The sequence below is a fragment of the Micromonospora sp. DT201 genome (genome assembly GCF_049841575.1).
In the GTDB taxonomy this organism is placed as follows: Bacteria; Actinomycetota; Actinomycetes; order Mycobacteriales; family Micromonosporaceae; genus Micromonospora.
In genome coordinates, this window is record NZ_JBNCKP010000038.1 from 23410 (window position 1) to 40519 (window position 17110).

General features: G+C 66.7%; 20 protein-coding genes and 1 pseudogene. 10 read left to right on the forward strand and 11 right to left on the reverse strand.

The window, feature by feature from the left end; all coding sequences use genetic code 11:
- Nucleotides 1-248: 248 nt before the first annotated feature.
- Entirely contained in the window at nt 249-443 is a 195-nt protein-coding gene (locus tag ACLQ28_RS33480; protein WP_425690278.1) for a hypothetical protein, read from the forward strand.
- Nucleotides 444-680: 237 nt separating this feature from the next.
- Here the strand turns inward: ACLQ28_RS33480 and ribD are convergent.
- From ribD to ACLQ28_RS33500, 4 genes and pseudogenes are all read right to left on the reverse strand, one after another.
- Nucleotides 681-1091, reverse strand: a pseudogene (gene ribD / locus ACLQ28_RS33485) (bifunctional diaminohydroxyphosphoribosylaminopyrimidine deaminase/5-amino-6-(5-phosphoribosylamino)uracil reductase RibD); the annotation flags it as partial.
- The gene (locus ACLQ28_RS33490) at nt 1091-2242 is read right to left on the reverse strand and encodes a hypothetical protein (RefSeq protein WP_425690258.1); all 1152 of its coding nucleotides are present in this window, start codon (nt 2240-2242) and stop codon (nt 1091-1093) included. The pseudogene ribD and the gene ACLQ28_RS33490, both read right to left, overlap by 1 nt.
- A gap of 381 nt (nt 2243-2623) precedes the next feature.
- A complete protein-coding gene (locus ACLQ28_RS33495) occupies nt 2624-2818 on the reverse strand; it encodes a DUF397 domain-containing protein (protein WP_425690259.1) in 195 nt (64 codons plus the stop codon).
- The gene (locus tag ACLQ28_RS33500; protein WP_425690260.1) at nt 2815-3702 is read right to left on the reverse strand and encodes a helix-turn-helix domain-containing protein; all 888 of its coding nucleotides are present in this window, start codon (nt 3700-3702) and stop codon (nt 2815-2817) included. The genes ACLQ28_RS33495 and ACLQ28_RS33500 overlap by 4 nt, the downstream gene beginning before the upstream one ends.
- A 426-nt stretch (nt 3703-4128) precedes the next feature.
- Here ACLQ28_RS33500 and ACLQ28_RS33505 point away from each other — a divergent pair, with 426 nt between their 5' ends.
- The 9 genes from ACLQ28_RS33505 to ACLQ28_RS33545 all read left to right on the forward strand — a co-directional run bounded on the left by ACLQ28_RS33505 (nt 4129) and on the right by ACLQ28_RS33545 (nt 10579).
- A complete protein-coding gene (locus ACLQ28_RS33505; RefSeq protein WP_425690261.1) occupies nt 4129-4392 on the forward strand; it encodes a hypothetical protein in 264 nt (87 codons plus the stop codon).
- A complete protein-coding gene (locus ACLQ28_RS33510) occupies nt 4389-4664 on the forward strand; it encodes a hypothetical protein (RefSeq protein WP_425690262.1) in 276 nt (91 codons plus the stop codon). Before ACLQ28_RS33505 ends, ACLQ28_RS33510 begins: the two co-directional genes overlap by 4 nt.
- Entirely contained in the window at nt 4661-4894 is a 234-nt protein-coding gene (locus ACLQ28_RS33515; RefSeq protein WP_425690263.1) for a hypothetical protein, read from the forward strand. The genes ACLQ28_RS33510 and ACLQ28_RS33515 overlap by 4 nt, the downstream gene beginning before the upstream one ends.
- Nucleotides 4895-4926: 32 nt before the next feature.
- Entirely contained in the window at nt 4927-5628 is a 702-nt protein-coding gene (locus tag ACLQ28_RS33520) for a GOLPH3/VPS74 family protein (protein WP_425690264.1), read from the forward strand.
- A gap of 38 nt (nt 5629-5666) precedes the next feature.
- Nucleotides 5667-7163, forward strand: coding sequence for an APC family permease (locus ACLQ28_RS33525; RefSeq protein ID WP_425690265.1), 1497 nt, complete (start codon nt 5667-5669; stop codon nt 7161-7163).
- Nucleotides 7164-7181: 18 nt separating this feature from the next.
- The gene (locus tag ACLQ28_RS33530; protein WP_425690266.1) at nt 7182-7844 is read left to right on the forward strand and encodes a GNAT family N-acetyltransferase; all 663 of its coding nucleotides are present in this window, start codon (nt 7182-7184) and stop codon (nt 7842-7844) included.
- Between the two features lie 47 nt (nt 7845-7891).
- Nucleotides 7892-8494 carry a GNAT family N-acetyltransferase gene (locus ACLQ28_RS33535; RefSeq protein ID WP_425690267.1) on the forward strand — a complete coding sequence of 201 codons (603 nt, stop codon included), beginning with the start codon at nt 7892-7894 and terminating at the stop codon, nt 8492-8494.
- Between the two features lie 177 nt (nt 8495-8671).
- The gene (fxlM, locus tag ACLQ28_RS33540) at nt 8672-9895 is read left to right on the forward strand and encodes a methyltransferase, FxLD system (protein ID WP_425690268.1); all 1224 of its coding nucleotides are present in this window, start codon (nt 8672-8674) and stop codon (nt 9893-9895) included.
- A 72-nt stretch (nt 9896-9967) separates the two neighbouring features.
- Nucleotides 9968-10579, forward strand: a complete 612-nt coding sequence (locus tag ACLQ28_RS33545) for a hypothetical protein (RefSeq protein WP_425690269.1) — start codon at nt 9968-9970, stop codon at nt 10577-10579.
- A 104-nt stretch (nt 10580-10683) separates the two neighbouring features.
- Here the strand turns inward: ACLQ28_RS33545 and ACLQ28_RS33550 are convergent, their stop codons facing one another.
- From ACLQ28_RS33550 to ACLQ28_RS33580, 7 genes are all read right to left on the reverse strand, one after another.
- A complete protein-coding gene (locus ACLQ28_RS33550; RefSeq protein WP_425690270.1) occupies nt 10684-11346 on the reverse strand; it encodes a 4Fe-4S single cluster domain-containing protein in 663 nt (220 codons plus the stop codon).
- Nucleotides 11339-12196, reverse strand: a complete 858-nt coding sequence (locus tag ACLQ28_RS33555; protein ID WP_425690271.1) for a helix-hairpin-helix domain-containing protein — start codon at nt 12194-12196, stop codon at nt 11339-11341. The genes ACLQ28_RS33550 and ACLQ28_RS33555 overlap by 8 nt, the downstream gene beginning before the upstream one ends.
- Nucleotides 12180-12398: a DUF2997 domain-containing protein gene (locus ACLQ28_RS33560; RefSeq protein WP_425690272.1), complete on the reverse strand. Its 219-nt coding sequence runs from the start codon at nt 12396-12398 to the stop codon at nt 12180-12182. Before ACLQ28_RS33560 ends, ACLQ28_RS33555 begins: the two co-directional genes overlap by 17 nt.
- A complete protein-coding gene (locus ACLQ28_RS33565; protein WP_425690273.1) occupies nt 12395-12850 on the reverse strand; it encodes a hypothetical protein in 456 nt (151 codons plus the stop codon). Before ACLQ28_RS33565 ends, ACLQ28_RS33560 begins: the two co-directional genes overlap by 4 nt.
- Before the next feature lie 31 nt (nt 12851-12881).
- On the reverse strand, nt 12882-14540 hold the full coding sequence (locus tag ACLQ28_RS33570; RefSeq protein WP_425690274.1) for an AAA family ATPase: 1659 nt from the start codon (nt 14538-14540) through the stop codon (nt 12882-12884).
- A gap of 307 nt (nt 14541-14847) precedes the next feature.
- Nucleotides 14848-16164: a hypothetical protein gene (locus ACLQ28_RS33575; RefSeq protein ID WP_425690275.1), complete on the reverse strand. Its 1317-nt coding sequence runs from the start codon at nt 16162-16164 to the stop codon at nt 14848-14850.
- Nucleotides 16165-16479: 315 nt separating this feature from the next.
- Nucleotides 16480-17037, reverse strand: a complete 558-nt coding sequence (locus ACLQ28_RS33580; RefSeq protein WP_425690276.1) for a hypothetical protein — start codon at nt 17035-17037, stop codon at nt 16480-16482.
- Nucleotides 17038-17110: the final 73 nt, after the last annotated feature.

The following is a 17110-nucleotide window of genomic DNA, read 5'->3' on the forward strand; positions in this document are numbered from 1 at the left end:
GGGTGAGGCGCGCCTCGCGCAGGTCCCCGTAGGCGACCATGTCACCGCCCGCGAATGTCGAACCGGGCGGGGCTAGCCTGATCGCTGTAGCGATAGTCCCTAGCGCAGTCGTCGAGAGCCGCTCTCCGCGTGACGGGTCTTGTTGTGCCTGGCGGGTAGCGCCAGCCGGTGATCAGCAGGTGTCCGGCTGCGAGCCTTATTCCGCGCTACGCGCGGAGGCGTCGCATGCGGGACGTCAACGAGTCCGCGTGAGCCGCGACTTCGACCACTCGGAAGCCGATCGGTATGAGGTCGGCATGGACCACTTCCAACGCCCGAGACGGGTCAGTTCGCGGCACAGCGACGACAAGCTCGTCGACGGCATGCAGGTGCGGTCGAAGCACGGCGGCGTGCTCGTGCCCGACTATGAGCATTTTTCGGGCACCGGCTTCGTAGGCGCCTGACAGCCACTGCGAAAAGCCGATGCCAATGTCGGCATCGCCGGGTAGTGCAAAGTGCGCGCTAGCGTGACCTCCCGGAACACCCTCGTCGACGGTCTTGCCCTCAAGGACGAGGTCCGCGTTAGCGCGACGGTTGAGCAGGAGCCGTTCTTCTGCGGCCGATTGATGTCCACCTTCCACTGCAAACGCCCAAGTCAGGTACGGCCTTCGGCGCACGGTTGCGGTCAACCACGGCTCAAGGACGGTCAGGGCTTCGTCGGGCAACACGTCGGTCTCGACCTCGATGCCTGCGGCGGCGAGCATCGAGGCGCCACCTACACCGCGGGACGTTGGGTCCATGATGGCGATGACGACCCGGGAGATACCGGCGTTGATCAACTCCTGCCGACACGCTGGTGTGACGCCGACGTGGTTGCATGGTTCAAGCGTGACGACGGCTGTACCGCCGCGAGCCGCATCTCCCGCCGCGTTGAGAGCGTGTGCTTCAGCGTGCGGCTCCCCTTTACGGCGGTGAAATCCCGCGCCCACCACCGTTCCGCGCCGGTCCAGGATCACGCACCCGACGGGCGGGTTCGGGCTCGTGGTACCTAGCCCAAGAGCGGAGAGGGTGATGGCCTGCCGCATCGCGGACAGTTCGAGGTCTGAGGCCATCAGGCAGTCTCAACAAGGTCGTCAAGGAACGCACGAACGTCGGCCAATTGACGGTGCTCGTCAATAGCCGAGCCGATCTGGCTGAGTTGATGCAGGATCCGGCGCGCGCCTGCTTGGCGGGCGATCGGTAGCGCGATGTGGGCCGTGGCAGCAGCTTGCTCGGGTTGGTCAGCCGCTACATGGGCGGCAGCTTTGGTCAGAAGGGCTGCAGTGAAGTCCTGCCGGTAAAGCGATGGGATCGACGGCAACGCGGCATCGAGAACCGCGATGGCCTCGTCCGGTCGGCGCCCGATCCTCAGGCAGGTGCCTCGGTGAACCTCGATGTAGCCACTCGTGCAGTAGGAGGCGTGCTCGCCTTCAGGCTTGCCTGGACGGCGGTCCGTCGCCCACTCGTGCGCGCTGTCCAGGAGCTGCATGGCCTTGTGGTGCTCGCCAACGGTCGCAAGCGCATGGGCATGCTGGACGCGAAGTGCCGCCCGCACCGGGCTGGGCACCTTCTTGTCTTGGAGCATTGCGGCTTCAGCCTCTTCCACGGCGCGGTGCGGCTTTCGGGCAATAAGCCAGTGCTGGCTGCTGCGGTACGTCGCCCAGGCCGTCATGGTCGGATCAGCAATCTGCTCCGCCCAGACGAGCGCCTTCCGGGTCCACTGCTGCGCGGTTGGTGCGTCGTTGAGGGAGTGGTTCAGCCATGCCGCCGACTCGGCGTACTGGGCAGCGAGCCGCACGAGGCTGGGGCGAAACGGCGATGGCGCCTCGTTGAGAAGCCGGTCGAGCAGCATGAGCTGTGCTGTGACCCCGATCAACGCATACTGCGGTCCGAACAGCTTGTCGTTCTGGACCAGCAGGTGCCACTGAGCTCGCAGCTGATAGATCGTCTCATCCCAGCTTCCCGGCATCGGCTGCTCGATGCTGTGGTTGGCGGGACTGGTGACATCGGTACGCCGGGGACTATAGAGGTCGAGTTGGCCGTCGCTGGCGGCACCGAGAACGTGGCGGAGGGCGGCGCGACGCTCTTCGCTTGGCCAACGATGCTCGCCGCGTTCGAGCTTGCCGATCCAGCGAGAGTCGACGTAGTGCGCGGTGAGGACCCTGCCGGGGTAGAGCTCGTCAAGAGCGGCGTTGACGGCGTCGGCCAGCTCGCTGCGCGACATGAATTGGCCTGTTCGCCGAGGTGAAGCTAGACGCCGGCGGGCGTCGCTGAGCAGAGTGTTCGGGCTGATTACCGTATCCGGGTGGCGGGGCACTACCGGTCCCGGCGCGTTCGCAGGTGAAGACCGAGCCCTTCGTCGCCATCACCTCTGGGCCGCCAACCAAGTTCGACAACGGAATCGGGATGACGTGACATTGGCTCCCCCTTTCACGTCCACCCGTAGCGGGCGCTTTCCTGCTGCTGGTCGGCTACTCGAAGCCATGTGGATTCGACGTCCAGGATGCCAACATCGGGCCCAGAGAGCCACAGTTCCATTGGGATCGAGCCCTCGAGTCGAAAGCCGAGCCACACCGCATAGCGCTGCAGCGCACTCTGGCCAGGATCAACGGCTGAACTTGCCGGCCCGGAGGCCGCTGGTGAAGGCGCTCCAAGTGGCGGGGCGGAATTCCAGTATCGGGCCGGGGAGGTCCTTCGAGTCGCGCACGCCGACGGTGCCGTCGACGGCGTCGGCGACCTCGACGCAGTTGCCATCGTCGCTGCGGGTGGACTTGCGCCATCTCGTGTATCGCGAGGTCATGCGGAAACTCCTTCTACGGGTGACAGCTCCTGCGCCGCGGCACGGAGCAGATGAATGCTGATGTCAGGTGCAAGTGCGGCGGCCTTCAGCCGGCTGTGCAGGCTCAGATAGGGCTGGACCTCATCCGGCTCGGTGTAAATCAGATCACTCGTCAGCGTGTCGACGGCGACAGCCAGGGAGTCCGGCGTGTCGCGATAGCGGTAGATCGAGTACGCGGACCTGGGCGCGCTGTGGCCCTTGATGGAGGCGTCGATCGGTAGCACCCGGACGGTCACGGTTGGGTGTGCCGCACAGACCGCGACGATGTGCCTGAGCTGGTCGGTGACGATGTGTGGGTCGGCGGCACAGCGCCGGATCGCTATCTCATCGAGCACGACGTCGTAACGTGGCCCATCGATGGCGAGCAGCAGTTGCTGTCGGTAAGCCCGGGCGGCGACCGCTGCGGCGGGGTCGAAGGTCTCGGCGTGACGGGCAGGGTCGCTGCGCAGCCGAGCATCGGCAAACGCCGTCGTCTGGAGCAAACCAGGAACCAGCGCCAGGGCGTACTCGGTGATGGTTCTTGTGCCGCTCTCCAGGTCGGCGTAGGTGGCCTGCCGGGCACCCATCCGTTCCGCGTCGGCCATCCACCATCCCCGCGCCCAGCCGTCGGTCGCCGCGTCCATGATGGCTGTCCGCCGGTTGGCGCCAACGGCCAGGTAGTCACAGATCGCGCTGACCAGATCGATGTCGGGGCCGAGGTGCCCATTTTCCAGGGCACTGAGCTGTTGCCGCGGGAACCCAACGGCGCGCGCGAGTGGTTCAGCCGCCAGCCCATGCTCGTTGCGCAGGCGCCTGATCTCGCGTCCAAGCCATCGTCGCCGGACGTACGGACTGGGTCTGGTCACCGGCGGCCTCCACGGCTTCGTCTCAAGTCGGTCGACCATGCGGCCGGCTCGGTGATCTCAATGTAACCCCACCAAACGGGTAAACGATCTTGGAGGCGGTTCCTGCGCAACCATGAATGCGCAGCTCAGAGGGCGGTCGGACCGGAAGTCGGTACACGAGGTCGGACCGGAGGTCGGCATTCCCAGTCGTACAGCATTCCGTGATCGTTGAGTCGCAATCAGTTGTTCGGCAGTGGGTCGCAACCCACCAAGCGGTTGCTCCATCGCCCGTGATCCAGCTGGGGAGGTGCCTGCTCCGGCGCCACCCAGTCGAGCAGGGTGCAGGGCCCGTCGCGTTCCCCCGTGCGGGGCGGTCCCTGCACCCGCCGGACGGGTGCGCGGCCAGGGCCGGGGAGGGCCCGCCGCGCACCCACCCAGTGAGGGGAGATGACGGTGGCGAAGCGAATCAAGTGGTTCGTCCCGGCACAGGACGGTCGGCAGTACCGGCCGTTCGGCATCGACTGCGAAGGCGCGGCGACGCTGTTCGGTCACCACAGCGGATGGAACCGGACCGGCGCCGCCAGCCCCGATCAACAATCCGCTCAGGAGCGCGCCGCCGAAAACCGTGCCTTCTGGACCGCTCTTGGTCCGGTGCCTGCCGACTGGCAAAGAGGTCTCAGCCCGCAGGGTGAAGTGAAGCCGGCACCATGAACGACCCCGGCAATCTGCCCACCGTCGAGCCCGGGACGCTGCTGAGGCTCGGGCCCGACGATTGGTCCTTCGGGCGGGACCTGACCCCTGGCACGCACGTCGACGTCGTCGTCGCCTGGCTCCGCACCGACCTCGCGCACCTCAGCGACAAGTGGCTGTGGGTACGCGGCCACCAACCCCAATGCAACTACCCCAAGGTTGATCTACACCCGCCCTGCATGGAGCTACGCGTCAGCGTCGCCGCGCTACGCCGGATGGCGCAGACGCCGTGACCGGCACCGACGAAAGCGCCCGTCCCGTCGACCGTTTCGAGTCGGCCCGCTTGACGGTGCTCCAGCACGTAGACGCCCGCACCTGCTTCCACTGCAGCGACAACGAATGCAAGCAGCACGCTTGGGCGGTGGAGGAACTCACCCACCACGCCGAGGGCCGACGCCTCCTCTCCCGGCTCGGGCTGTTCCCCACCGCCAATTACTCACTCCCGGAAGGCCAGCTTCGGTGAACAGACCCCCAGGCACGGCCGATGAGCACGCCATGCCCGCCCATAGCGAGCCAGTCCCGCCGCATCGACCGGTGAAAGCCGTCGGTACCGCTGCCGCAGTCTGCCCGCGCATCGCCGACGAGTTCTTCTACATGGCCCACGACGACCAGACCGGCCGGCCCCGGCTCTACGACACTGGACTGGCCTCGGGCCTCGCCGCCGCGCTGCTCATCGAGCTGTACTACGAACGCCGCGTCACGTTCGAGCATGGGAAGGTCTACGTCCTCCATACTTTCCCGCCGAAGGATTGGCTGCAGCACCTCGTCCTCGATCGGTTGATCGCGCAGCCGCAGCACACCGACACCCGGACCTGGCTGACGTTTCTGGCCACCACAGCCTACGAACAGGTCGCCACACGCATGTGGCAGGTCGGGCTTCTTCAACAGCAGCAGGTCATTCGGCTCTGGCGACAGCGCACCATCTACGTGCCGACCGACATCAACACTGCCGCCTGGTCGTGGGCACGACTGTCGCAGCAGGTGCGCAACTACCGCCAGCTCGACCACTTCGACATCGCGCTGGCCGGCCTGACGCTGCATACGCAGCTGGACGCGGCCCTGCTCGACGGCGCGTCGTACAGCGCTCAGGCGCACCTGCGCCAGCTGGTCAATCAATCGTGGCTGCCGCTACGCGACGTCCTCGCCGATCTCAGCAGCGTCATCGGCGCAGGTGTTCTCAGCCACCGCACCTCCTGACGTGCGATTCACAAACCACCCCAGGCGAAAGAGAAACCATGCCCCACTCGAAACCCGACACGGTCACGGCTGTCCTGGCACGTGGCCGACTCGGAATCCCCTCCGTGGTGTTCTTCGTGATCGCCGCGGCCGCGCCACTCACCGTCATCGCCGGTGGAGCAACCACCGGGTACGCCGTTACCGGTGTGACAGGCATTCCCGTGTCGTACCTGGTTGTCGCCGCCGTGCTCGCCTTGTTTGCGGTCGGCTACGTCGCCATGTCCCGGCGGATCGTCAACGCCGGCGCCTTCTACACCTACGTCACCCGGGGACTCGGCCGCCCGGCCGGCGTCGCCGCAGCCATGGTCGCGCTGCTGGCCTACAACGCCATGCAGATCGGCCTGTACGGCGGGTTCGGCGCGGTCCTCGCCCAGTTCCTGCAGAGCCAGTACGGCTGGTGGGACACCACCTGGTGGGGGTGCGCTCTGATCGCCTGGGCCCTTGTCGCCGTTCTCGGTCTACTGCGCATCGACCTGAGCGGCAAGGTCCTGGCGGTCATGCTCGTCGCCGAGTGCGCCGTCGCACTCGTCTTCGACGCGGTAATGGTCGGCCACCCTGCCAGCGGGACGGTCACCTTCGACACCCTCGCCCCGTCGCACATCTTCGCCGCCGGTATCGGTGCCGCACTGGTCACCGCGATCACGGGTTTCGTCGGCTTCGAGGGCACCGTCGTCTTCAGCGAGGAGACGAAGGACCCGCGCCGGACCGTACCGCGCGCCACCTACATCGCCGTGGCGATCACCGGTCTGCTCTACGGCCTGTCGGCGTGGGCCATGTCCGTGGCCAGCGGTCCCGACAGGATCGTGGAAGCCGCTCGCGCGGACGGGACCGATCTGATCTTCAACCTCGTCTCGCCGCACCTCGGCACGAGCGTCATCACCATCGGCCGCGTCCTCTTCATCACCAGTCTGTTCGCCGCGCTGCTGTCGTTCCACCACACCGTGGCCCGGTACCTGTTCGCCCTCGGGCGCGAGCGGGTGCTCCCCACCGCACTGGGTCGGACCAGCCACCGCACCGGCGCACCGAAGGTCGGCTCGATCATCCAGAGCGTCATCGCTGTGGCCGTACTCGTCGGCTACGCGGTGGCGAACGCCGACCCGATCGTGCACCTCTTCTTCTGGGTCACTGTGACCGGTGGCCTCGGCGTTCTGGTCCTGATGACCGTGACCTCTGCCGCGGTGGTCGGCTTCTTCGCCCGGATGAGACACACCGAAGGGCCTTGGCGGGCCGTCGTCGCGCCGCTGATCGCCACGATCGCGCTGGCGGCGATCCTCGCCGTCACCGTGCAGGAGTTCGACACCCTCCTCGGCGTTCCGCCACACTCGCCGCTGCGCTGGCTCTTCCCGGCCACGTACGCCATCGTCGCCCTCCTCGGCGCGGCCTGGGCGCTGATCCTTCGCACCGGCAAGCCGGACGTCTACGACACCATCGGCCTCGGCGCGGAAAGCGCCACCGCGTCCCTCCGCAGCCCTGCCGCCGTCCGCCAACCGGCCTGACTAAAGCCAGGAGTGATCATGACCGACATCAGCACCACCGTGACCGTGCGCCAGGCAGGCCGCTACGACGCGGAGGATTTGATTTCCGTCCTCGCCGAGGCGTTCTTCGACGGACCCGTAGCCGACTGGCTGATCCCCGACCACAGTGACCGCCGCGCCGTCTACCGCCGGTACTTCGAGCTGGTCCTGAACCACGGCCTCGACCACGGCCACGTCGACACCACCACAGACCTGTCCGCCGTCGCGATCTGGTACCCCCGCCTCGAACCCCCGCCCAAAGGCTCGCTGGAACACCAGCCGGAACTGGAAGAGGCCACCGGCGTGTTCGCGCCCAGGTTCAACCTTCTCGACGCGGTGTTTGAGGCCCACCATCCGAGCGAGCCGCATCACTACCTCGCCTATGCCGCGGTTAAGGCGGAACAACAAGGCCGCGGCGTAGGCGCCGCGATGCTCGGCCACTACCACCGCCACCTCGACGCGCTCGGCATGCCCGCCTACCTAGAGGCCAGCAACCTCCGCAACCGCGAGCTGTACCTCCGACTCGGGTACCGTGCCGGGCCTCCGCTGATCCTGCCGACCACTGGGCCGACGATCTGGCGGATGTGGCGCGGACAGCCAGACGCCGCGGCTCCGGCCGCCTTCCCCGCGAGCGGACCCGTGCCCCGCCGGCGGTCCCTGTGACCTCCGCAGCGACCACTCCACCCATACGGCCAGCGAGACCCGGGGATGTGGCCGCTATCGCCACGCTGCTGACCCAATCCCTCGCCGACGACCCGATCGCCGAATGGCTGGTACCCGATCCAACCGAGCGGCGGTCCGTTTTCCAGGGAGTGCTGGCGATGGAAGTCGACCACGCCGTCGACTGGGGCGATGTCGATGTGCTGTTGGACATGAGCGGCGTCGCGGTGTGGCGCCGGCATCCAGCCGAGGACGCGCCCGTCTTGTCGGACCACCACCTAGGTACCTTCACAAGGGGAGCGTTGCCCCGGTTTCAGCAGCTCAGTGCCCTCCTGAACGGCTACCGGTCGGACGCGCCACATCACTGGTTGGCGTGGCTATACGTGGCGCGAGACCGCCGGGGGCAGGGCTTTGGCAGCGCACTGCTCGCCCGTCACCACCAGGTCGTCGACCAGCTCAGGTTGCCTGCCGACGTAGTAGTGACGAGCGAGAACGCCCGGGACTTCCTGCTCTTCCACGGCTACGTCGCCGGAGTGCCGCTGCGTCTGCCAAGCGGACCACGACTCTGGCCACTACGCCGTGTCAACCCGCGCTCAGCCCGATCCGACCACGTCGGTCGAAGTCAGGCGGGAGAACCCGCCTGCGGCGGCTGAAGCGAGCCAACGGCAGAGTGCGGCGGCCGACTGACACGCCCCTCGTGGTGCGTCGGCCGGTAACACATCAGGGCACTCCCCCTCACCACACTCACGGTGGAGATCGTCGTCCAGAGCGCCACGAGGAGCATCGTGTCCACCAGAGAACCCACCCCCAGGACCGCTAGCGTCGAGCAAGTGACCACGCGTCGCGTTGCCTCCGACCTGCGAACCGATCTCATCGACTGGCTACGTGCCGAGGACGTCATCCGCACGTCCGGCGTCGAGGCCGCGATGCGCCGAACCCCGCGACACCTGTTCCTCCCAGGGGTAACACTCAAGCAGGCGTACGCCGACGAGCCCGTTTACACCAAGACGGACGCCTGTGGCACCTCGATCAGCGCGGCCTCGCAGCCGTGGATCGTGGCCACGATGCTCGAACAATTCGACGTACGGCCCGGTCAGCGGGTCATGGGAGCCGGGGCCGGTACCGGATACAATGCGGCCCTCCTGGCAGCCATCGTCGGTGACAGCGGACGCGTGGTCACGATCGACGTCGACGAGGACCTGGTCGACCGGGCCTGCAAGCACCTCGCCGCCGCTGGTGTCGCCAACGTCGATGTCCTGCTCGGCGACGGAGCGCTCGGCCACGCCGAGGCCGCCCCCTACGACCGGATCATCGCCACCGTCGGCGCCTACGAGACGCCGACGGCGTGGCTGGAGCAGCTCGCCCCAGGCGGGCGGCTCGTCGTACCACTGCGCCTGCGCGGGGCCGCCTCCCGTTCCATCATCTTCGAGAGGTACGACGGCGGGTGGCGCGACCAGGGCAGTGAGTTGGCCGTGTTCATGCCGCTGCGCGGTATCGGCGACGACGCCCGCCGACTCGTTCCCCTCGCCCCTGAGCAGGACGTGATCCTGCAGGTGCACAAAGATCAGGAAGTCGATGCCGCAGCACTCGCCGGCGTACTGGAAACCGAGCGGAGCAAGATCTGGACCGACGTGTTCTTCCCGCCGATGGAGCCGTACGAGTGGATGGACCTTTGGCTAGCTTGCCGCCTCGACAACGCCATCATGCGGATGAACGTGCAGGCCAGCGCCGTCCAACGCGGCGCTGTCACCCCGATGTTCAGATGGGGCGCGATGGCGACCACCTGCGGCGGGGCCCTCGCCTACCTGACCACCAGGCCGGCGCTGGCCAGGCCGGACGGCAGCAGACTGTACGAGGTGGGCGTCATCGGCCACGGGCCCGCTGGGCGGGACCTCGCGCACCACGTCAGCGAGGAGATCCGCGCCTGGAATGCCACCTATCGCTCGGGCTCAGTTCGCTTCGAGATTCCCGACGCTCCCGCCCTAGCGGACCCCTCGGTCGGACGCTTCGTCCTCGTGCGCCCGCACCACCCCATCACCGTCACCTGGCAATGATCAGTACCGAACTCTGACCCATCTCTGTCTTCTCTGGGATTGCGCCGTCCTGCAACGCTGAGCACGTTCAGTGTGGTCTCCGAGATTGGATTCGGCGTGCGCCCGCTCTTGCTGCAATTGCCCGCCCTCATCGGTGTTCTCATCGGCGCCCTAGCTACGTACATCGCGACGGCGGCACAGGAGCGCGGTCGTTGGCGCCGGCAGCAGGCGGCCCGCTGGGATGAGCGGCGGATCACTGCCTACTCGGACTACGCACATGCTGTCAAGAAGGTCATCTCAATCTCGGTACGCCTCGCCGCAAAACGGGGCGTTTACGAGGATGACTTCTGGTTCGGTGGGGACGTCGACGAAAGAGATCTGCTCACGGCGGAGGATGAACGGACGACTCGATGGGAAGCAGTGTTGATGCTGGGCGATGACGCGGTAGTCGCAGCCGCCCGGCAGTGGCATCAGGTGACCTTCCGCCTCATACGGCTTGCCTTGGGTCAGCCCAGTGACCTGACATGGAACGAGGCGGTCCGCGCTACTGGTCAGGCGCGAGGCCGCTTCTACACCGCTGCCCGTAGGGATCTCGGTGTGAAGTTCGACGAGTCCTCCGCGCCGTACGAGTGGCAGATGTCCAAGTGGTTGATTGAGAGACCCGAGGATAGGAACAACGCGGTTGCCGGCGATCCGGTCGCCTAAGAGCTCCTAGCGAAATGATGTTGGGGCGCGTCCTCGGGACGCGAGGATCGTTCTGCCTGAACGTGAGTAGGAGTGAGCAGCAGGTCGGAAGGCGCTGGCCGAAGTCACCGGTAGCGTAGGGGCCGGCCTACCGAGGCGAGCAGCTCGTCCAGCAACTCCAGCTCCGCCCACCCGTTTACCGCAATCTGGCCGGATGCATCGACCGTTATCTCTACACGGTCGGGCGTCCGTCCAACAGGATTGAACAGATGCGGGAACCGATCGCTCAGCACGACAAACTCCTGGTTCGTCGAGCCTACCCACGGTCGAACGGTATCGATCCGATCACGGAGAAACGGTCCGGCAACAAGCAGGTCCGTCTCGCCGAGCAGCGCGGCAATATCGCCGCGGCCCGCCTCAATGGCCTGCCGTAGCTGCGCCTCGGTGTATCCCGTGAAGGTCATGATCGATCGGCCAGCGCTCCGTACCGCGCGAGTGACCTTGGACAATGCGGCGGCTTGATCGAACGGTTCGCCGCCGAGCAGGGTAAGCCCGGCAGTGTCGGCCTCGAGGATGCGAGTCACTAGGTCGTCTGTTGCTACCTGTTCGCCGCCTCGGAAGCTCCACATGTGCGGGTTGAAGCAGCCGGGGCACCGGATGGCGCAGCCCTGCACCCAGACCGCGGTTCGCTCGCCCGGTCCCTCCGCTTGAGTTGAGCCAAGGAACCTCGCTACTGACACCACCGCCGAGTTGCTGGTAGGTCGAAGGGCGAGTTCGTCATCAGACATCGAGCACACGGCCGTGGGGTGGTGGCGGCGCCTGGCCAGGCTGCCGCCACTGCGGAGGTGTGCAGGTCAGCAGGTTTCGGAGATGGGCGAACTCGTGCGGTGCAAGATTCGCCACCCCGGCGACCTCCTCTACGCTGCCGAACCCGCGGCGCGCCTGTCGCTCGGCGATCACCCGGTGCACGCGGTCTATGTGGAGGTGCGGAAGCGCAGCGAACTGCTCGAAGGTGGCCGTGTTGACATCGATGGCTGCCGGGCCCCCGTCCGTGGCTGGCGAGACCGTGGAGGGCTGCGGCGGCGTGCCGTACGACTGCTGCGCAGGCGCTGGTACTGCTGCTGGCCCAGCCCCGTAGTAGATGGCCGGATTCGGCATGATGTTGGCGGTCGACGGTGGCGGGGATGTCGGCGTGTAGCGCGATGGCCCGGAGGGCGCCGGGGCGTAGGGACTGCCGGCCCAGGTCGGCGGTGGTGCGGTCGGCTGCGCGTACCAGGGAGTGTAGTTTGCCCGCCAGCGCAGCCACGCCGAGTTGATGAGGCAGGCGTGCAAGATGCTCGCCGCCCAGATGGCCAAGAGCGTGCCGACGGCCCAGCCGCCCACGGTGGTCGTCTTGCCCGGGTCGTCGAAAAAGGGGAGGGTGCCTGCACCGATGACGGTGTAGGCGATGCCGGGGATCCACCAGTCTGGCCGGCGGGCGCGCAGTCCGACGTATAGGAAGCCTGCTCCGGCGAGGCAGCCCATGCCGAATATCGGGAGCAGGAGCCACCAGCTGTGCAGGACCCGCCATTGCAGGCTCGCGCCCGGGTTGGCGGGAGGCGATGGAGGCGTCCACAGCCCGTTAGGCACGTTCGACATCGCGCTCTTCCTGGAGGTCCTGAATATTCACGTTCGTTCTGGTGTAGTCGGCGGTGTAGGCACTCTCAGTGGTGCGTGCGTCAAGCAGATCTTCCAGGATCGTGATGTAGTCAAGGCAGCCGCTTCCCGCGAGGCCCTTGGTCTCGGCGCTCACGATGCCCGCGCTCGTCACGGTCAGTACGATTTGTGGCTTCTCCGTCATGACGGCCGTCCGTCGACAGCAAACACCATCCGTACGCTCGCATCCTCGGCGACGGTCTCCGACTCGAGCCGAAGTCCGGCGGCCGGTGCGCGTTCCCGCAGCTGCTCGAGCACCGCACGCTGCACCTGCCGTCCGTACTCGGCGTCGACGGCCCGAACGACGTCAACGGCTCCTTGCTCGTCGACGTCCCCCGTGAGGTGCGCAGACCACACCGCGTCCGGCCCGCGCCGGAAAGTCGCCTGTACGCGGTCCCAGGACGCCACGATCTGCTGATGGTCCGCGGTGACCACGGCGTTGGTTTCGCGCAGCGCCGCCGAGAGCAACGTCTCATCCCGCATCCGCGTCTGCACGTGGCAGATGACGCGGCCACGCTCGTCGCGGCTGGCCGTGGCACCGCGCACGGCGGCGACCGTGGCCACGGCCAGCGGCACCAGTATCAGTGAGACGCTCAACGTGGCACTCCCCTCGGTCCTGTCGTCGACATCAAAACTCGACCGATCTTCCACCACTGTGAGGGGGTGGCGCATCGCCGGGTTGGGTGGGAGCCGTGGACGCAATGGTGGTCCCGGAACGGCCAGGAAGGTCCCAGTCTTCCGCGGCCGTGGCCGCCACAGCACGCATATTCGCCCAGGCGCGGATGGCGCTGATCCGCTCCGCCTGGGTCACGCTGAGCGGGACCATGTTGACCACGCCGTGGACCAGATCGTCCTTGCGCAACGGGCGTCTTTCCGAGAAGGCGTCGAGAAGGCCGGCGATGACCGCCTGCTCGAGCTCGGCTCCCGAATAGCCCTCACTCAGCCCTGAGAGCTCCTTCAGCAGTGCGTCGTCGACGGTCAGGTCTCTTCCGACAGCAGGGTGCGTCATCCGCTTTGCGATGTGCACGGCCCAGATCGACGCGCGCTCCGCAATGGTCGGGAGATCGACGAAGAAGATCTCATCGAAGCGCCCCTTACGCAGCATCTCGGGCGGGAGGCTTTCAATATTGTTCGCGGTCGCGATGACGAAGACCGGCTCTGTCTTCTCCTGCAGCCAGGTGAGGAAGGTGCCGAACACGCGAGATGACGTTCCCGAGTCACCACCGGCGCCGCCGCTGGCGAAGCCCTTCTCGATCTCGTCGACCCAGAGAACGCACGGTGAGGTGGCCTCCGCGGTGCGGATAGCGTTGCGCACGTTCTGCTCGCTGGATCCGACCAGCCCGGAGAAGACCCGACCGATGTCGAAGCGCAGCAGCGGCAGGCCCCAGCTAGCGGCGACAGCCTTTGCGGTCAGCGACTTGCCGCAGCCGGGCACGCCAGTGATCAGTACGCCGCGCGGCGCGGGAAGCCCGTACTCCGCGGCCTCCGCCAACCAGGAACTATCCCTTTTGGCCAGCCACCGCTTCAGATTTTCCAGACCACCGACGTCGGCTAGATCGACGTCGACATCGACGAACTCCAGCAGTCCCGACTTGCGTACCGTCTGCCGCTTTTCCTCGTGCACCACCGCGATGTCGTCAAGGTCGAGCACACCGTCGTTGACCATCGCGCGAGCGAACGCGTTCTCCGCCTCCTGCAGCGTGAGGCCGAGAGCTGCCTTCGCCAACCGCTCCCTCCCCACCTCATCCAGGCCGATGCGGATCCGACCGCTGGCGGAGTTGGCCGCGATCATCCCTTCGAGCACCATGCGGATCTCATGCTCACTGGGCAGCGGGAAGTCGACGATCGTGACGTCCTTCTCCAACTCCACCGGGATCCGCAGCACGGGAGAGATAAGCACCAGGGTTCGCGCGACCGGGCCGGACTTGAATGCTGCCGCCACATCCCGCAACCGCCGAACTACACCCGGGCTCCCACGCCTGTCGCCACCCCCGTGCGCCGTGTGCAGGTCCCTGAATATGAGCACACATGGCTCGTCGATCCGAAGCACGGCGTTGAGCGCATCCTCTGGGTCCGTCGTGCCTCTCCTCGGGGTACCGTCCAGCTGAACCAGCCCTTCTGTCGCGGACCAGGTCCAGACGGCGCGGGGGGTACGGACCAGCGCCGCATCGCGGGCTACGGCAGTCACCTCCGCGACCACCCGATGCTCTTCGTACGATTCTACGTAGAGGATCGGAAAGCGCGCTTTCAGTAATTGCGACAGTGCCTCGCGGAAAGGCCTCGCCATCGTCGTCTCCCCCCGCCGACCGCCACCAGGCCGGCCGACTGTAGCAGGCCGCAGGCAGGATCGGATCCAAGGAATAGGCGTAAATTCGGGGCGTTTGCACCGGGTGCCGAACTGGCACAACGGGCGCCCCAGTTGGTGCTGCAACCGGACGTCCACGGTGTGGGGCCAGGTCCCTTGGGAAGCAGGTAGACCTAATCGTCGCTGGCGTTCCATGCGATCGCGAGCAGGTTCGAGCAATGTTGCATAGTCAGCGAAAGTCGCAAGTACCTCGATGGTTCGTCGACACAAGTCCGGAATTACGGAGGCGTTATGCCGCTGGGCGGTCTGGGCGGGGTGCCCACCTGCCGCCGTCCAGCCAGGCGTTAGTTCCCACCTCGGCTTGCGGGAACGGTGTCGTGTTGTGGCTGCGGGTGCCGAGGTCGGGGCGTTCCTTGCGTTCCTGCTCGTCGATCTTGATCAGGTCTGACATGGCTTCGACGTGCCGGCGCTCCGCGTCCAACAGGAACGTCACGAAATCCTTCACCACGGCCAGGAGAGCCGCTTCCGGGTTCGAGCAGGACGAAAAGAGGCCGTTGACGGCCTCGAGGTATCCGTTGAGGGCTTCGATGAGCTTGCCGATGTGCTGGTAGCCGAGGCCCGCGTACGCGTTGCGGAGGCCTTCCAGCATGCTGGCGGCCTTCTTGCCCTCCTCAGCCAGCCAGCGCGTCTGGGTCTCGAGCTGAAGCAGATAAGCCAACGCGCGTTCGGCGTACTGGCTGAAGGCCTGCGATGCGCTGCCCTCCCAGTACAGCTTGAGGTTCTTGAGCTCGCCGTCCATCTCGGCGCGCAGCTCGGCGTAGGTGCCGGCGGCCGAATGCACGAGGTCGGCCCGGTTCCAGATCACCTTGGGCGCGGAGCGCCAGGTATGGACCATCAGGTCGGTCAAGGGGAGAGGCTGGCCGGTGCCCAGCTCAATCAGGATCGCCTCCAGTTGGAGCAGCGTGTCCCGGTGTTCGTGGATGAACGTGTCGAGCTGGTCGCCCTCGCCGTTCTCGTAGTAGGTGGTCCGGCCGCCGCTGAAGCCGAGATTGTTGCCATCGGTGCTGCCGATGGTGAGCGGCTCCTCGACCTCGCGGGTCCGCGGCAGTCTCTCGTTGCGAGTGGCGCTTAGCCGGTCGTTGCCATCGGGGATGGCCAACACTGGCTGGTCGTCCGGGAGTCTGCGGTCGTGCGGTTGGGACAGGATGCCGGCGCCGCCGGGACGGACTCGTACGCTGCTGCCGTAGCCGTCGCCGAGCGGCAGATACGGTCCCAGGTCTCGGTTGAACACGTCGAAGTTGGTAGTGACGTCCAGCTCGGTGCCCTCGTAGTCGGCGGCGATCTGCATCAGCCCGTCGGCGATGCGCTCCATCTCGTTGCGGGCGATGTTCGCCTCGGACAGCCGGCTACCCAAGGCCGTAGCCCAGTCCCGGTTGAGCTTGTCGGAAATCCCCTCGAGCGTGCCCCATGCGGCGACCGGGATCGCACCGACGTCGCCGACATAGCGACGAACGGCGCTGTAGGTCACGGCGTCCTCGTAACGCTCCACTCCGAAGGCCACCAGGGCCCGCGATTCGACCCGCAGGGCCGACGTGTCCGTGGTCATGCTCCGTGCCTCTCCCCGTGCGTTGACTCGATCGGCGTGAACAGCTCTACGCCGATGGGCGAGCCGAAATAGTCGATACGCAGGCAGCTGGCGGTACCGCTGCCGGTGATCCGCCACGGCCGCGAGCAGGGCCGTGCGGATCTCGGACGCCACCTGGTCCGGACTGCACCGGCGCAGCATCCCGGGCCGAATGGCGACCTTCAGGTCTCCGTCGTGGTCCCGAATGACCGTCACCCAACCGTTGGTGGAGACGCCTTCGGCCCGGATCCGAGCCACGTCGGCGAAGTAGCGCTCCAACTTGCCCACGGCGTGCTCCTAGTCGGTGGACTCGAGCGTCATCGCCCGGTCAGTGATGCTCTGAGCGCTGGTATTCGCGTACGCGACGAGCTGCTCGACCGCAGAACCGGGGTTGCTGAAGTCGGCGTAGACGTGCGCGTACCGGTCGTCGGATGCCACAAACACGCCCGCGAAGATCTTCTCGTTGATCTTCTCCGAGCATGAGCGCGCGACGCGGTACTTGGCGGCGCTCGGGAACGGAACCGCCTCGCCGTAGCAGGGGCCCTCCGTCGCCGTCTTGCGCAGGTAGGCCTCGTCGTCGCTGTGGGTGAGGCTGACAGCGATCTTGCCCTGATACGACCGATCTGCCGACGAGAAGTCGAACTCGCAGCTGACCAGAGACTTGCTGGATTCGCGTTTCGGCTCCGCACGTGTCAGGGTCCATGACCCCTCGACGGCGCTCGGCAGGGCTTCAGCCAACTCACTACATGAGGGAACGGCCTCATCCTCGCCGAACGGCCCCCACCGCCACGCGCCGAGCAACCCGACGGCCACGACGGCAATACCAGCCGCAGCGGCCAGCATCTTCTTGCTCATCCGACCGCTCACCAACCAGACCGCTGCTCGTGCAGGGGAGGCTCCACGTCGCGTGCCTGCGGTTGCAGTGCCG

What these genes read in the sequence shown, in the direction of transcription:
- ACLQ28_RS33490 (WP_425690258.1), bottom strand. Translation starts at nt 2,242, where the DNA reads ATGTCGCGCAGCGAGCTGGCCGACGCCGTCAACGCCGCTCTTGACGAG.
- ACLQ28_RS33495 (WP_425690259.1), bottom strand. Translation starts at nt 2,818, where the DNA reads ATGACCTCGCGATACACGAGATGGCGCAAGTCCACCCGCAGCGACGAT.
- ACLQ28_RS33505 (WP_425690261.1), top strand. Translation starts at nt 4,129, where the DNA reads ATGACGGTGGCGAAGCGAATCAAGTGGTTCGTCCCGGCACAGGACGGT.
- ACLQ28_RS33510 (WP_425690262.1), top strand. Translation starts at nt 4,389, where the DNA reads ATGAACGACCCCGGCAATCTGCCCACCGTCGAGCCCGGGACGCTGCTG.
- ACLQ28_RS33520 (WP_425690264.1), top strand. Translation starts at nt 4,927, where the DNA reads ATGCCCGCCCATAGCGAGCCAGTCCCGCCGCATCGACCGGTGAAAGCC.
- ACLQ28_RS33525 (WP_425690265.1), top strand. Translation starts at nt 5,667, where the DNA reads ATGCCCCACTCGAAACCCGACACGGTCACGGCTGTCCTGGCACGTGGC.
- ACLQ28_RS33530 (WP_425690266.1), top strand. Translation starts at nt 7,182, where the DNA reads ATGACCGACATCAGCACCACCGTGACCGTGCGCCAGGCAGGCCGCTAC.
- ACLQ28_RS33550 (WP_425690270.1), bottom strand. Translation starts at nt 11,346, where the DNA reads ATGTCTGATGACGAACTCGCCCTTCGACCTACCAGCAACTCGGCGGTG.
- ACLQ28_RS33555 (WP_425690271.1), bottom strand. Translation starts at nt 12,196, where the DNA reads ATGTCGAACGTGCCTAACGGGCTGTGGACGCCTCCATCGCCTCCCGCC.
- ACLQ28_RS33560 (WP_425690272.1), bottom strand. Translation starts at nt 12,398, where the DNA reads ATGACGGAGAAGCCACAAATCGTACTGACCGTGACGAGCGCGGGCATC.
- ACLQ28_RS33570 (WP_425690274.1), bottom strand. Translation starts at nt 14,540, where the DNA reads ATGGCGAGGCCTTTCCGCGAGGCACTGTCGCAATTACTGAAAGCGCGC.
- ACLQ28_RS33575 (WP_425690275.1), bottom strand. Translation starts at nt 16,164, where the DNA reads ATGACCACGGACACGTCGGCCCTGCGGGTCGAATCGCGGGCCCTGGTG.
- ACLQ28_RS33580 (WP_425690276.1), bottom strand. Translation starts at nt 17,037, where the DNA reads ATGAGCAAGAAGATGCTGGCCGCTGCGGCTGGTATTGCCGTCGTGGCC.